At 71.0% G+C, this 14463-nt stretch carries 13 protein-coding genes; 6 read left to right on the top strand and 7 right to left on the bottom strand.

Going from position 1 to position 14463, the window contains the following annotated elements; translation table 11 throughout:
* Positions 1-11: 11 nt before the first annotated feature.
* Positions 12-1316 (top strand): UDP-N-acetylmuramoyl-L-alanine--D-glutamate ligase, encoded by a 1305-nt coding sequence (murD, locus tag CBQ26_RS03430; protein WP_088247185.1) that lies wholly within the window; start codon positions 12-14, stop codon positions 1314-1316.
* The gene (locus tag CBQ26_RS03425) at positions 1313-2422 is read left to right on the top strand and encodes an FtsW/RodA/SpoVE family cell cycle protein (RefSeq protein ID WP_088247184.1); all 1110 of its coding nucleotides are present in this window, start codon (positions 1313-1315) and stop codon (positions 2420-2422) included. Before murD ends, CBQ26_RS03425 begins: the two co-directional genes overlap by 4 nt.
* 83 nt (positions 2423-2505) lie before the next feature.
* Here CBQ26_RS03425 and mglA read toward each other — a convergent pair whose 3' ends face one another.
* Both mglA and mglB read right to left on the bottom strand, forming a co-directional pair.
* Entirely contained in the window at positions 2506-3096 is a 591-nt protein-coding gene (mglA, locus tag CBQ26_RS03420) for a GTPase MglA (RefSeq protein ID WP_088247183.1), read from the bottom strand.
* A 69-nt stretch (positions 3097-3165) separates the two neighbouring features.
* Positions 3166-3651, bottom strand: a complete 486-nt coding sequence (gene mglB, locus CBQ26_RS03415; RefSeq protein ID WP_088247182.1) for a GTPase-activating protein MglB — start codon at positions 3649-3651, stop codon at positions 3166-3168.
* Between the two features lie 226 nt (positions 3652-3877).
* On the opposite strand from mglB, the gene CBQ26_RS03410 reads away from it, so the two are divergent.
* Positions 3878-5773, top strand: coding sequence for a phosphodiester glycosidase family protein (locus CBQ26_RS03410; RefSeq protein WP_172417947.1), 1896 nt, complete (start codon positions 3878-3880; stop codon positions 5771-5773).
* 54 nt (positions 5774-5827) lie between these two features.
* On the opposite strand, the gene CBQ26_RS03405 is transcribed toward CBQ26_RS03410, so the two are convergent.
* The 3 genes from CBQ26_RS03405 to CBQ26_RS03395 are packed head-to-tail and all read right to left on the bottom strand — an operon-like array spanning position 5828 to position 7518.
* Positions 5828-6370 carry a 3'-5' exonuclease gene (locus CBQ26_RS03405; RefSeq protein ID WP_088247181.1) on the bottom strand — a complete coding sequence of 181 codons (543 nt, stop codon included), beginning with the start codon at positions 6368-6370 and terminating at the stop codon, positions 5828-5830.
* A 60-nt stretch (positions 6371-6430) separates the two neighbouring features.
* Positions 6431-7342 carry a UV DNA damage repair endonuclease UvsE gene (gene uvsE / locus CBQ26_RS03400; protein ID WP_229844402.1) on the bottom strand — a complete coding sequence of 304 codons (912 nt, stop codon included), beginning with the start codon at positions 7340-7342 and terminating at the stop codon, positions 6431-6433.
* Positions 7339-7518 carry a DUF2256 domain-containing protein gene (locus CBQ26_RS03395; RefSeq protein ID WP_088247179.1) on the bottom strand — a complete coding sequence of 60 codons (180 nt, stop codon included), beginning with the start codon at positions 7516-7518 and terminating at the stop codon, positions 7339-7341. The genes uvsE and CBQ26_RS03395 overlap by 4 nt, the downstream gene beginning before the upstream one ends.
* A 387-nt stretch (positions 7519-7905) precedes the next feature.
* Here CBQ26_RS03395 and CBQ26_RS03390 point away from each other — a divergent pair, with 387 nt between their 5' ends.
* Positions 7906-9891 carry a carbohydrate binding domain-containing protein gene (locus CBQ26_RS03390; protein ID WP_088247178.1) on the top strand — a complete coding sequence of 662 codons (1986 nt, stop codon included), beginning with the start codon at positions 7906-7908 and terminating at the stop codon, positions 9889-9891.
* Between the two features lie 60 nt (positions 9892-9951).
* Here CBQ26_RS03390 and CBQ26_RS03385 read toward each other — a convergent pair whose 3' ends face one another.
* Both CBQ26_RS03385 and CBQ26_RS03380 read right to left on the bottom strand, forming a co-directional pair.
* Positions 9952-11055 carry a 3-deoxy-7-phosphoheptulonate synthase gene (locus CBQ26_RS03385; protein ID WP_088247177.1) on the bottom strand — a complete coding sequence of 368 codons (1104 nt, stop codon included), beginning with the start codon at positions 11053-11055 and terminating at the stop codon, positions 9952-9954.
* 279 nt (positions 11056-11334) lie between these two features.
* Positions 11335-11655: a hypothetical protein gene (locus CBQ26_RS03380; RefSeq protein WP_088247176.1), complete on the bottom strand. Its 321-nt coding sequence runs from the start codon at positions 11653-11655 to the stop codon at positions 11335-11337.
* Between the two features lie 134 nt (positions 11656-11789).
* Here CBQ26_RS03380 and CBQ26_RS03375 point away from each other — a divergent pair, with 134 nt between their 5' ends.
* The gene (locus CBQ26_RS03375; protein WP_088247175.1) at positions 11790-13490 is read left to right on the top strand and encodes a circularly permuted type 2 ATP-grasp protein; all 1701 of its coding nucleotides are present in this window, start codon (positions 11790-11792) and stop codon (positions 13488-13490) included.
* The gene (locus CBQ26_RS03370) at positions 13490-14449 is read left to right on the top strand and encodes an alpha-E domain-containing protein (RefSeq protein WP_088247174.1); all 960 of its coding nucleotides are present in this window, start codon (positions 13490-13492) and stop codon (positions 14447-14449) included. The genes CBQ26_RS03375 and CBQ26_RS03370 overlap by 1 nt, the downstream gene beginning before the upstream one ends.
* Positions 14450-14463 lie beyond the last annotated feature (14 nt).

Genomic DNA, 14463 nt, shown 5'->3' with positions numbered 1-14463 from the left:
GACGCTGTTCTATGGTGGGTGGCGTGAAGCTTGACAGGGTGCTGGTGTACGGACTGGGACGCAGTGGGCGCGGCGCCGCCCGGTTCCTCGCGCGGGAGGGCCTGCGGGCCGAGTGGCTGGACGCCCGCCCCACCCCCGAGGACCTCGCGCTGATGCAGGAACTCGGCTGGGCGCAGGGCGACGTGACGCGGCCGTACGGGACAGTGGTGGCCGCGCCGGGCGTGCCCATCGACCATCCGGACCTGACGGCGCTGCGGGCGGCGGGGGCCGAGGTGATCGGGGAGGTGGCGCTCGCGGCGCGGCGGCGGCCCGGCCTGCCGATGGTGGGCGTGACCGGCACGGCCGGGAAGGGCAGCACGACGGTGCTGGTCGCGCACCTGCTGCGCGCCTGCGGCCTGAACGCCCGTGAGGGGGGGAACATCGACCCGCCGCTGCTGGACGTGGTGGACACGGCGCAGGTGGCGGTCGTGGAACTGTCGAGCTTCCAGCTGGAGCGGGTGCCGGGCGTGAGGTTGCCGGTCGCGGTGATCACGAACCTGGGCGTGGATCACATCGACCGGCACGGCACGGTCGGGGCGTACCACGCGGCCAAGTTGAACATCACGGCGGCGCAGGAGGCCGGGGACGTGCTGATCGTCCCGGCGGACCTGACGGTGCCCACGCGGGCCCGCCTTCAGCCCTTCACGCCCGCCCGGCTGGCGCTGGCCGACGGAACGCCCGTGCTGGACGCCGCCGCGCTGCCCGAGGGAATCCACCCGGCGAACGCGGCGGCGGCGCTGCTGGCGGCCGAGGCCCTGCTGCGCCACCTTGGTCGCCCGGTGGACGCGGCGGTGCTGGCCAGCGCGCTGGGCACGGCCGCGCCCGTGAAGGGGCGGTTCGAGACGGTCGCCCGCGTGGGCGGCGTGCGCTTCATCGAGGATTCCATCGCCACGCGCACGCTGGCGGTGCAGGCGGCGCTGGAACGGGCCACGCCGCCGGTCGCGTGGCTGGTGGGCGGGCGGGACAAGGGCGCGGACCTCGCCCCGCTGCGGGAGGCGGCGGCCGGGCGGGTCAGGCAGGTCATCGCGTTCGGTGAGGACGGCGAGGCGCTGGCCCGCGGGCTGGGTCTCCCCTACCGCGCCGTGCCGGGCGCGACCGGCGACGAGTCCATGGACCGGGCCGTGCAGGCCGGCCTGGACGCCCTGGAGGGGGCCGGCACGGTCCTGCTGGCCCCGATCGGCACGAGCTTCGACCAGTTCCGGGATTACCGCGAGCGGGGCGACAGCTTCCGCCGCGCCGCTCAGGCCCTCGCCGCCCGCTCCGGGGGTCACGGGTGAGCGTTCAACTGCTGATCGCGCAGGTGCTGCTGCTCAGCCTGGGCCTGCTGGGCATCGCAGCCGTCGAACCGGAACACATCGTGGATCACGGCGCCAAGGCGCTGCTGGCGCTGCTGGCCACCCTGCTGGTCGCCCGGCTGCGGCCCCGCACCTTCCTGAAGATCGGGCCGGCCGTGTGGGGCGTGACGCTGGTGCTGCTGCTGCTGGTGTTCTTCATCGGGGAGGGCACGCAGGAAAGTGGCGGCACGCGCCGCTGGCTGGACTTCGGCGGCCCGTTCCGCTTCCAGCCCTCCGAGATGGCGAAACTGGGTCTGGTCCTGATGCTCGCGTCGTTCTTCTCCCGGCGGGGCGTGCAGAACAAACTGATCAGCGCGACCGGCATGATCGTCGTCACGACCGCCCTGGTGTTCTTCGAGCCGGACCTGGGCACCAGCGTCCTGATGTTCGGGCTGGGGATCATCCTGATGTACGCCGCCGGGGTCCGCATCACCAAGATCGGCGGCTTCATGCTGGCGCTGGGCCTGATCGCCCTGCCGTTCGCCGGCCTGTACCTGCAAACCCACCCGTACATCCTGGAACGCTGGAACGGCCACCAGACCCGCGAGGAGGACGTCAGCGTGGGCCTGGACCAGATCGGCATGGCGCACCGCGACCTGAACTTCGGCGGCCTGTGGGGCCTGGGCCCGGACGGCCCCCGCTACGAGTACTTCGCGGAACGCACCGACATGATCGTCGCGTCGGTCGGCTTCACGTCCGGGCTGCTGGGCGTCGCCATGCTGATGTTCGCGTACTGGCTGATCGTGGCGACCGCGCTGGAAGTCGCGCATCTCGCCAGCCGCGTGCGCCCCATGACTCCCGAGATTCACGGCGCCAGCATCCTCGCCATCGGCGCGATGTTCATGGTCGTCGGGCAGGCCTTCGTGAACCTGTGCGTCGCGGCCGGGGTGTTCCCCGTGACCGGCGTGCCGCTGCCGCTGGTCAGTTACGGCTTTTCCAGCATGCTCACCATGAGCCTCGCCCTGGGGGTCATCCACTCGGCCATGCGCGAGGTGCGCCGCCACCTGCCGGAAGAGAGTCCGGGCGCCCTGCCCCTCAGCGCCGACTGAAGGAGACAGCAGGTAACAGGACAGAACGTGGGCAGCGGAGGGAATTCCCCGCTGCCCACGTTGCTGCCTGTCCGGTGCGACGGCTACTTGTTCTGGGAGAGGCGTTCCAGCACGAGGCGGCTGACGGTCTTGAGGGTTTCGAACACGCCCACGCCCTTGTCGGACATCGCTTCGAACAGTTGCAGTTCGCCTTTCGGGTCGATCACGGAGCGGATCATGGCGGTGGGCAGCGCGTCGGGCAGGTCGCGTTTGTTGATCTGCAACACGATGGGCACGTCGCGCACGTCGATGCCGTGTTCCTGAAGGTTCTCGCGCAGGTTGCGCATGCTCTCGGCGTTGGCGCGCAGGCGGTTGGGGGCGCTGTCCGCGACGAACACGATGCCGTCCACGCCGCGCAGGATCAGTTTGCGGCTGGCGTTGTAGAACACCTGCCCCGGCACGGTGTACAGGTGGAAGCGGGTCTTGAAGCCCTGCACGGTGCCCAGGTCCAGCGGCAGGAAGTCGAAGAACAGCGTGCGCTCGTCCTCGGTGGCCAGGCTGACCATCTCGCCGCGCAGGTGGCCGGGCACCTTGGAAAAGACGTGCTTGAGGTTGGTGGTCTTGCCGCTCATGCCGGGGCCGTAGTACACGATCTTGCAGTTGATTTCGCGCGCAGCGAAGTTGATGGTACTCATGGACGGATTCTCCTGTGACGCCGGGTCAGGGTGAGGGAAACGGGCAGGTCAGGCCGGGGCGCGTGCGGCTCAGCCGAGCAGGTCGTCGAGCAGGGCGTTGGCACCCTGGCTGAAATCCTCACCGAGCTGCACCGGGGGGATGTCCTTGAGTTCCTCGAGGATCGCGGCGATCTGCGTGATGCTCTTCTTGGCGTACAGCTTGACCTTGCCGAGCGGGACGCTGGCGTCGAAGATCAGGGTCAGCAGCGAGTCCGTGCCGACCGACTCGACGTACAGGGTGCCATTCTCACCCTGGTGGATCTGTTCGCTGAAGGTCCGTTCGCCCAGCATGTTCGCCAGCGCGGCGGTCGCGGCGGCGTTACTGGCGACCAGCGTGGCGACGCTGTCCAGGGCCGGGGGGCGGGGCGCCCACAGCGCCTCCTTGTGTGACAGCACGAAACCCTTGCGGTCGACGAGCAGTCCGTAGCGGACGCCCGTGGTTTCCAGCAGGTCCTGAATCACCTGATCCACGCGCTCGAAGGCGTCGCCGTACAGCGCCAGTGAAGGTTCGATCATACGCCGCAGTATAGGAAGCCTTTCACACAAGAGCCTGACGGACCTGCCGGGCCGCGTGAGAAACTCCGCGCCGCGCGCCCCGGACCGCTGCCGCCCGGAGCTGACGGGCCGCTCACCCGCCGCCCCGCCCGTGGGCGCTACACTCGCCCGCGTGAACCTGCGCCGCTTGCTTCTTTTTCGTCGTTCTGCACGGCCATTCCTGCCGCGCGCCGGGTCGGGTTGGCGGGTGCTGCTGCTGAGCGCGCTGCTGGGCGGCGCCGCGTCGGCGCGGCCGGTCGCGATCGGGGGCGTGCGGCAGAGTGCCGCGCTCGATTCGCGGCAGTTCGCGGGGGGCGAGGCGCTGGCCGTGTGGACCCTCCCGAGGCTGGGGGTCGCCGTCCGGAACGACCCGCAGGACCTGCGCCTGCAGTTCACGCGCCAGCAGGTGACGCGCGAGCTGCGCTTCTCGCCGCAGACCGGCTGGCGGGCGGTGGGGTTCACGCTGAACGCGAAACTGCCGCTGCCGGAACTGGCGGGCGGCAGCCTGTTCGTGCCGCTTCAGGCCTTGACGTTGCTGGGCGTGACCGTCACGGCGGACGCCCCGGACCTGCTGGATTTCGCGGCGCCCGCGCAGGTGCCCGCAGAGACGCTGCCGCCCTCGCCCACCACGGCAACGCCTGCCAGCCCGGTCACGCCCACCCCTTCCCCGGCGGCCGTGACGCCGACCCCGGTGACCCCCTCGCCGGCACTGCCGGCCCCCACTCCCCCTGCGCCGGTCCCGCCCGCGCCGACCTTCACGCCGGTCGCGTCGCTCGGCACGGTCCGCGTGAGCCGCGCGCTGCACCGCACGGTCGAGGTGCAGCGCGTCGTGCTGGAACTGAACGTGCCGGACGCCCGCCTCGTGCCGCTGACCGTGACACGCGAGGCGGCCGGGCTGATCGTCACGCTGCCCGGCGTGAGTGCCGCGCCCGTCACGCAGAAACTGGAGTCCGGCGATCAGCTGTCCGTGCAGCCCACCGCGACCGGCGCGGCCGTCCGGCTCGGCACCGGCGGGGGCCGCAGCGAGATCTTCACGCTGGACAACCCGGCCCGCGTGGTCATCGACACGACCACCTACACCGACACGCGCGTGCCGCCGCCCATCAACCCGGACGCCCTGGCGCCCGGCGTCACGTACCGGCAGCAGGGCAAACTGCACCTGCTGAGCTTCGACCCGGCGCAGTACCAGACCCGCGTCGTGAGCGCCCCGGCCGGCCGGACGAGCGGCGTGGCGGACCTCGTGCGGTCGGTGGGCGGCGTGGCCGGCGTGAACGGCGGGTACTTCGACCCGGCCAGCAGCCTCCCGGTGGATCTGGTCGCCGTGGGCGGCCTGATGACGGCCGGCAGCCTGGAGAAACGCGCCACGCTGGGCGTCACGGCGCGGGGCGACACGCTGTTCGGCTATCCCCGCCCCCGCTACGTTCTGAGCGGCACGGACAGTCAGGGCGCGCCGTTCAGCGTCACCGTGAACAGCGTGCGCGCCCGGCCCGCCCCGGACCTGCTGACCGCGTTCGTGGGGGACGGGCGCAGCAGCGTCGGCGCGGACGGCCTGACCACCCTGTACGCCGCGCCGGGCAGTGGCGCGGTCCTGCGCGCCCTGACCGGCCCGGTCACGCCGCCCGCCGGGACGCTCAGTTTCACGTTCGACCCGGCCCGTTACCCGCACCTGCCGCGCTCGGCGGGCGCGCCCCTGACCGTCAGCCTGAACTGGCGCGCCGACGCACCCTGGGACGGCGCGGTGGACGCCCTGAGTGCCGGGCCGCTGCTGCTGCAGGGCGGCAAGGTCGTGCTGGACCCGGCCCGCGAGGGCTTCAACACCAGCGCCAGCATCTGGCGGCCCACCCGGCAGGTGGCGTTCGGAACGCTGGGCGGCCAGCCCACCATCGCCTACCTGGAACACGGCAGTCCCGAGACCTTCGCGGCGGCGCTGGCCGGCGCGGGCCTGCGGGACGCCGTGCGCCTCGACAGCGGCAGCAGCGCCACGGCGTACGTCACGGGCGGGTACGCCGACCTGGGCGGTTACCTGAACACCGTCTGGAGCCGCAGCGTCCCCAACGCCCTGGTGCTGGTCCCCCGCCCCGGAACGGCCGCCGCGCGGAGGTAAGGCTGGCCGCGGGAAGAGGGCCGTGAAGGCCGTTCCCGCCTTCTCCTGCCGCGTCTAGGCCCGGACGCCGATCAGTTCCATCAGGCGCAGGTAGGCCTGCGCGGTCACCTGCACGTCACCGAACGAGCGGTGGCGGCCGCCGGGCGCGAAATTCAGGCCCAGCCGGTCGGCCAGGACGGTCAGGTTGTGCGCGCGTTCCTTGGGGAAGGCGCGGCGGGAGAGTTGCACGGTGCAGTGTTCGCTGGCGGGCGCCCAGGTCAGGCCGTGCCGCTGGGCGTTGGCGCGCATGAACCCGCCGTCGAAGCCGATGTTGTGCGCCACGACCGGCCAGCCGTTCACGTACTCGATGAATTCCGGCAGGACTTCCGCGATGGTGGGGGCGGCGCGGACCATGGCGTTGCTGATGCCGTGGACCTGCTCGGCGCGCCAGGGGATCATCAGGGTCTGCCCGTCCGGGGTGGTGGGGCGCACCAGCGTCTCGTACTTCAGGTGTTCCTGCACCTGACCGTCCACGATCCGCACCGCGCCGATTTCCACGATGCCGTCCCGCTCCGGTGAGAGGCCCGTGGTTTCAAGGTCGAACACGACAACATTCACGCCCCGCAGCGTAGCGCGTGCGGGGCGGGGCTTCTGTGGGGTGTGCGGAGCGGGGGCCCGTCAGGTGGGGGCGCTCAGGGCAGCCAGGGCTTCTTCCTTGCCCTTGGCCTCGACCTCGATCCAGGGGACGTCGTGGTAGGCGCTGGGCAGGTGGGTGATCAGGTGACTGTGGCGGCGGTCCTGCGGGCCGTCGATGCCGTTACTCAGGTGTACGACCTGCCAGTCCGGGGGGGTCCAGGTGCGGCGGGCGCTCAGGACCCACTCGCGGACGCTGGGGTGTTCCTGGTCGGGCAGGCGGTCGTGGATGACGTGGTGGTGCGCGTCGAAGACCAGCGGGGTGCCGGTGGCCTCGCAGACGGGCAGCAGGTCGCGGGGGCTGTAGGCGCGTTCGTCGTTTTCCAGGCCCAGGCGCAGGCGCACGGCGTCCGGCAGGTCGGGGATCAGGGCGCGCAGTTCGGCGGCGCGCCCGCCCTTGCCGCCATGCAGCAGCAGCAGGTTCCAGGGGGTGCGGCTCAGGCCCAGGTCGTCCATGACGCGGGCGTGGGCGCGGATGGCGCGCAGGCTGCTCTCGCGGACTTCGGGGCGGTCGCTGTTCAGCACGATGAACTGTTCGGGGTGCATCAGGACGCGGATGCCGGCGTCCGCGAAGGCCTGCCCGGCGCGGGTCAGCTGCGGCGCGAGGTGGGTCAGGACAGCGGCGCCCACGTCGTCACTGGCGAGGTCCAGCATCGGGAACAGGCTGGAACTCAGGCGGTACAGGCGGATGCCCCGCGCCTGACAGAAGGCGGCGGCGGCGCGCAGCCGGGCGATGTTGTCGGCGTACAGGTCCAGCAGCGTGCCCTCGCGGGCGGCAGGGGTCAGGGCGCGGTAGCGGGTGAGCGTGATGGTCCGGAAGCGGACCTCGGGGCCGGCGGTCAGGCAGACCAGACCGTAGACGGGGCCGGGCGGAGTGGGGGCGGGTGGCGTGGTCATGGGCGGTCCCGCTTGGCGGCGGCGCGGCAACGGTCCGAGCAGTACTTCACCTGGTCCCAGTCGCGTTCCCATTTCTTGCGCCACGTGAAGGGCAGGCCGCAGTGGGCGCAGGGTTTGCTGGGCCGCTGGCTGGGGGGGCGGCCGCCGCCGGGGCGCTTGGCAGGGGTGGGGCTCATGCTTCCGAGTGTGGCGCGTGGGCGGGCCGGGATGTGTGGGCGGGAACGCCGGGAACCGTCACGGTTTCTGATGGTTCGGGCCTTCATGCTCTGAAAGGCCTTTCAAAACCAGTGATTTTGCGGCCTCCGGGGTGGAACCGGTTCACCTGAGGCGTCAGCAGGGCCGCACGCCATGAAATCCGGAAAAGTCCCGCCCGGCGGGCTGTTCCAGATCCCCCTTGCCCGGCGATCCGGGTCGGACTCCTGACCTGCGGACCCTTGACAGCGCTTTCAGAAATGCTTACGCTCGGAAGGACAGCGCAACCCGACGGGCCACCCGCCCACCACCGTCTCCCCCACTGATCCGCAGCGGGGCGACCCACACGGCACGCCTGCAAGGAGCCCGCCATGAACCGATCCCACCTGCCGTCCGCCCTGACCCTCGCCCTGTGCGCCGCGCTGCTGGCCGGCTGCGCCCGCTCCGGCCCCACCGGACCGCAGGCCGTCTGGCAGGACGAGTTCAACGGCACCACCCTCAGCAGCGCCCGCTGGACCCCGCAGATCGGCAACGGCTTCATGTCCGGAAACGACTACGTGAGCGGCTGGGGCAACAACGAACTCCAGTACTACACCGACCGCCCCGAGAACGTCCGCGTCGAGAACGGCGAACTGATCATCACGGCCCGCCGGGGCGCATACCAGGGCTCCGCGAACGGCCAGACCAGCACCTTCGACTGGACCTCGGCCCGCGTGCGCACCGCCGGGAAGTTCAGCCGCGCGTACGGCCGTTTCGAGATCCGCGCCAAGTTCCCGACCGGCAAGGGCCTGTGGCCCGCCATCTGGATGCTGCCGGAAGAACCCAGCCCCTACGGCACCTGGGCCGCCGGCGGCGAGATCGACATCGCCGAAGGCTGGGGCAGCAAACCCACGGAACTCGCGCAGACCCTGCACTACGGCGGGCAGTGGCCGAACAACGTGTACTCCGGCACCACCGTGAACTTCCCGAACGGCGGCACCATGGACCAGTGGCACACCTACGCCGTGGAGTGGACGCCCGGCAAGATCCAGTGGTTCATCGACGGCAAACTGACCAGCGAGAAGACCGGCTGGTGGAGCGCCAAGGGCACGCCCCCCACCAGCGACGCCGACCTGCACCCCTGGCCCGCCCCGTTCGACAAGCCGTTCCACCTGCTGCTGAACCTCGCGGTGGGCGGCAACTTCGACGGCAACCCGAACGCCAGCACGCCGGGCACGGCCGAGATGCGCGTGGATTACGTGCGCGTGTACGGCCTGACCGGCGAGACCGCCAGCGCCGGCCCCCGCCCCGCCACGAAATTCCCCTGGACGCCCGCCGTGGCCCGCCCCGCCCAGCCGGACGGGAACCTCGTCTACAACGAATCCTTCGACTGGGCCGACACGGACCCGCGCGTCACCAGCGACGCCCCCCGCCTGGACGGCGTGACCCAGAGCGCGTACTGGACCCTGTTCCGCAGTGACGGGCAGGCCACCCTGAGCAACGACGCGGCCGCCGGGAAGGCCCTGAAGGTGGACATCACCAACCCCGGCACCGTGAACTACGCCGTGCAGGTCCGGCAGGACGGCCTGAACCTGGAAAGCGGCGGGAAGTACGAGGTGTCCTTCGACGCCTGGGCGCAGACCGCGCGGCCCATGATGCTGAAGGTCGGCGGCGGCCCGGACCGGGGCTACGCCGCATACTCCGGCGAGCAGACCTTGCAACTGGGCACCACCAAAGAACGCAAGACGGTTACCTTCGACATGAAAGCCACCACCGACGCCGCCACCCGCCTGGAATTCAACCTGGGGAACGCCGGGACCGGCGCCGTCTGGATCGACAACGTGCTCGTCAAACGCGTCGGGAACGCCGCCGGGGCCAGACCGCCCGCCGCCGACGGGAACCTGCTGTACAACGCCGCGTTCACGCAGGACAGCCCCAACCACCCCGGCATCGCGGGCGTGCCCGGCACCGCCTACTGGAGCACCTGGAGCAACGTGCCCGACCGCCTGACCACCAGCGTCAGCGGCGGCACCGTCACCCTGAACGTCAAGAACGTGGACCCCGCCAACAACTGGCACGTGCAGCTGAACCAGACCGACGTGCCCCTGACCGCCGGGAAGTCCTACACCCTGACCTTCAAGGGCAAGGCCACCGACGCCCGCGAGGTCGCCGTGGTGATCGGCGAGAACGGCGGCAGCTACGCCCGCTACCTCGACAAGACCGCCGCCCTGAGCGCCACCGAGCAGACCTTCACGTACACCTTCACGGCGGCCGCCACGAACCCCGCCGCGCAACTCCAGATTCTGGGCGCGGTCGGCACGCCCGGCAGCAGCTACGGCCTGAGCTTCCGCGACTTCAGGCTCGTGCAGAACCCCTGACCTGAACGGAAGATCCCCCACCCTGGACGCGCGCCGGGGTGGGGGATCTTCAGCGGGGGGTCAGCCCGTGACGGTCTCGCGGCCCGCCGCCTGCTGGCCCAGCGCGGCGTGCGCTTCGAGCAGCAACGCTTCGGTCTCGTCCCAGCCGACGCAGGCGTCGGTGACGCTCAGGCCGGGCACCAGGGTGCTCAGGTCCTTGGGGATGGCCTGCTTGCCGGGGCGGAGGTTGCTCTCGATCATCAGGCCGCGCACGGCGCTCTGCCCGGCGGCGCGCTGGTGCAGCACGTCGCGCCACACGAGGCTCTGGCGGGTGTGGTCAGAGCCGCTGTTGGCATGCGAGCAGTCCACCATGACGGCCGGGGTCAGGCCCGCGGCGGTCATGAGGCTGGCGGCCTCCTTCACGAACTGCGGGGCGTAGTTGGGACCGCCGCGTCCGCCGCGCAGGATGACGTGCCCGTCGGGGTTGCCCAGGGTGTGGACGATGCAGGCCTGTCCGTCGTCGTCGATGGTGAAGAAGGCGTGCGGGGCGGCGGCGGCCACGATGGCGTCCACGGCGAGCTTGATGCCGCCGCCGGTGCCGTTCTTGAAGCCCATGGGGGCGGACACGGCGCTGCTCATGACGCGGTGCGTCTGGCTTTCGGTGGTGCGCGCGCCCAGGCAGGCCCAGGCGACGGCGTCGAACACGTACTGCGGCGCGAAGGGGTCAAGCAGTTCCGTGGCGACCGGCAGGCCCAGTTCGCTGACCTGCACCATGAGCCGGCGGGTCAGTTCCAGGCCCTTGTTGATGTCGTTCGTGCCGTTCATGTCCGGGTCAAGCAGGTAGCCGCGCCAGCCGACGGTGGTGCGGGGTTTGTCCACGTACACGCGCATGTGGACTTCCAGGCGGTCCTTCACACGTTCGCGCAGCGCGGCGAGGCGGCGGGCGTAGTCGAGCGCCTGCTCGTGGTCGTGGACAGAGCAGGGGCCCACCACGACCAGCAGGCGGTCGTCGCGGCCGTGCAGGATGTCCTGCGCGGCACGGCGTCCCGCGAGCACAGTCGCCTCGGCCTGCGGGGTCAGGGGCCAGCGGGCCTTCAGGGCGCGGGGGGTGATCAGCGGCGTGAACCCGCTGACGTTCAGGTTCTCGGTGCGGCCTGCTTCGATGATGGGATCGGGGTGCGTCATGGGGGTTCCTCGGGGGTGGGGGGGAAAGAAAAGGCCCGGTGGCCTCTGGAGGCTCACCGGGCGGCGGGGTGCAGCGCTGCTAGGCCCGGTGGGTACCGAACCAATAGAAGAAAGCGCCGCGCGGGGTCATGCGGGCAGTGTAGGGCGCGGGCGCGGCGGGGGTCGCGGCGGCGGTCTAGGGCAGTGTCAGAAATCTGTCCAGGCCCGGCCACCTGGGCGGGGACCGGACGACCTGCCTCCGGCTGAACGGCGTGCAGAGCCTTTCAACCGGAGTCCGTGTCAGTCCTGCGGCGCGGCGATGTTCCGCAGGTTCTCCAGGCGTCCGGCGAGGTCCGTGAGGTCCAGGGCGCGCAGGGCCTTGGCGGCGCGGGTCAGGCCGGCCTCGTCCACGCGGCCCTGGTTCCAGCCGGCGATCAGCATGGCGCAGCCCTGCAGGGCGTCGGTGACGGTCTCGCGGTGGAACATGGCGGCCAGGTTGCCGCTCTGGGCGGGCTGGGTCTGCTGCGCCTGGGCCTGCGCGTCGAGAATCACCTGCATGAACACCGGGTCCAGGCGGGCGCGGTCGTCGGGGGTGATGGGGGTGTCGGCGTTGCTGGTCATGGCTGGCAGTGTAAGTCGGGGGCGGGCCTTCATGGTCCCTTGCCGGTCGGGCCGCTGTCTGCGCCGCGCGCCCGGAGGGCCGCGCCGGAACGCGTATCTTGTGGCAACGCGCCGCAAGCAGGGGGACAGATGGCATGAAGTACGATCCGGGCAGCAGATTCTTCGACGAGATGTTCACTGCGGACGGGCAGGTCCGGCCGCACTACGAGGGTGTCCGCGCGTACCTGGAGCGGCTGGGCGTGCCGGAATTCGAGCGGCGTCGGCACCTGCTGGACGCCGCGTTCCGTAACCAGGGGATCACGTTCACGGTGTACGGGGACGCGCAGGGCACCGAGCGGACCTTCCCGTTCGATCCGGTGCCGCGCGTCATTCCGGCGTCCGAGTGGGCGCACGTGGAGGCGGGCCTGACCCAGCGGGTGCGGGCGTTGAACGCGTTCCTGGCGGACATCTACAGCGGCGCGCAGATCCTGGCGGACGGCGTGATCCCGGCCGAGCTGGTGTTCACGTCCTCGCACTTCCGGCGCGAGGTGCACGGCGTGACGCCGCCCGGCGGGGTGTTCATTCACGTGGTCGGCACCGACCTGATCCGCGACGAGCGGGGCGAGTACCTGGTGCTGGAGGACAACCTGCGGTCCCCGAGCGGCGTGTCGTACCTGCTGGCGAACCGGCAGGCCATGACCCGCATCTACCCCGGTCTGTTCGAGGGGCAGGGTGTGCGGCCAGTGCAGCACTACGCGACGGCGCTGCTGGCGAACCTTCAGGCCGTCAGTCCCAAGCCGGGCGGGACGGTGGTGGTGCTGACGCCCGGCATGTACAACAGCGCGTACTTCGAGCATGCGTACCTGGCGCAGCAGATGGGCGTGGAACTCGTGGAGGGCCGTGACCTGTTCGTGGACGCCGGGCGGGTCTGGATGCGGACCACCGGCGGGCGACGGCAGGTGGACGTGATCTACCGCCGCATCGACGACGATTTCCTGGACCCGCTGGCGTTCCGGCGGGACAGTTCGCTGGGCGTGGCGGGCCTGATGGAGGTCTACCGGCAGGGCCGCGTGGCGATCGCGAACGCGGTCGGGACGGGCGTGGCGGACGACAAGGCGGTGTACGCGTACGTGCCGGACATGATCCGCTACTACCTGAACGAGACGCCGCTGCTGAACAACGTGCCCACGTACCTGGGCTGGAACGCCGATCACCTGGAACACATGCTGACGAACGCCCCGCAGCTGGTGTTCAAGTCGGTGGGCGAGGCGGGCGGGTACGGCATGCTGATCGGTCCGGCCGCCACGCGCGAGGAGACGGCCGCGTACCTGGAGCGGGTGCGGGCCAATCCGCGCGAGTTCATCGCGCAGCCGGTGGTGGGCCTGTCGCGCCACCCGACGCTGTACCCGGACAACGGCGCGTTCGAGGGCGCGCACATCGACCTGCGGCCGTACGTGCTGTTCGGGCGGGACGTGACGATCGTGCCGGGCGGCCTGACGCGGGTGGCCCTCACGCGCGGCAGTCTGGTCGTGAACAGTTCGCAGGGGGGCGGCAGCAAGGACACCTGGGTGCTCGATCACGACGGGCCGGGGCAGGCGCAGGGCATGACGCAGCACCTGCACGGCGATCCCGCGCCCGGTGCCGCGCCGGGCGGCGACCCCCTGCCCGGGCAGGGGTCGACGCAGCGTCAGAACCAATTCCAGGGCCAATTCCAGAGTCAATCCCAGGGACAGGGTCAGACGCAGGGCCAGTCCCAGCGTCAGGGGCAGGTCCAGGCGCAGGGCGGCGCGCACTCGTACCAGCAGCAGCTGGAGAAGACCGAGCTGGGCGCCGCCCCGGCCGGAGAGGAGAACTGATGCTGCTGCTGTCACGACTGGCCGAGAACCTCTACTGGATCGGGCGGTACATGGAACGCGCCGAAAACACCGCGCGCCTGCTGAACGTCAACTACTACGCCACGCTGGAATCCGCCGGGCGGGTCCGCGAGCACTGGCGGCCCCTGCTGGAACTCACGGGGGGCGAGGGGCCGGTCATCGAGCGTTACGGGCGGGTGGATACCCGCAGCGCCACGGCGTGGCTGGCTTTCGATCAGGACAACCCGTCCAGTATCGCCAGCAGCCTCGCGCGGGCCCGGCAGAACGCGCGCGGCCTGCGTGACCGCATTCCCAGCGAGATGTGGGAGGCCCTGAACCGTTCGTACCTGAACCTGTGTTTCGAGACGGGCGACGTGATGGACCGCGACGGCCTGTACGAGTACTGCGTGGCGGCGCGCGAGGCGGCGCAGTTCTTCTTCGGGATCGCGTTCGCGACCCTCCCGCGTGACGAGGGGTGGTCGTTCCTGCGCAGCGGGCAGCTGCTGGAACGCGCAGACAACACCGTGCGGGTCCTGCAGGCGCGGCTGGACAGCCCGGACGACCCGGCGGGCAGTCCGGCGGAACCGACGTGGCGGGCCCTTCAGGAGCAGCGCTGGGTGAGTGTCCTGAAGGGCGCGAGTGCCTTCGAGGCGTACCGCAAGAGTGTCCACAGCGGCATCGATCCGCGCGGCGTGGCGGGCTTCCTGCTGTTCGACGAGTACTTCCCGCGCAGCGTGCGTTACAGCGCCGAGCATCTGCACGAGGCGCTGACGCAGATCGACCGCTGCCATCCGGGCGCGCACCCGGAGATCCTGCGGCTGTCGCGCTGGCTGGTCGCGCGCCTGCAGTACGCGCGGATCGACGACGTGCTGGGCACGCCGGGCCCGACGCTGCCGGAACTGCTCGTGGAGATCAACCGGGTGGGCGGCGCGATCGACGCGGCGTACTTCCAGCAGGAATGAACGTGCCGACAGGG

It is taken from the genome of Deinococcus indicus (assembly GCF_002198095.1).
GTDB classification, from domain to species: domain Bacteria; phylum Deinococcota; class Deinococci; order Deinococcales; family Deinococcaceae; genus Deinococcus; species Deinococcus caeni.
The sequence above is the reverse complement of the archived record's forward strand: the minus strand, read 5'-3'. Positions and strand labels throughout refer to the sequence as shown.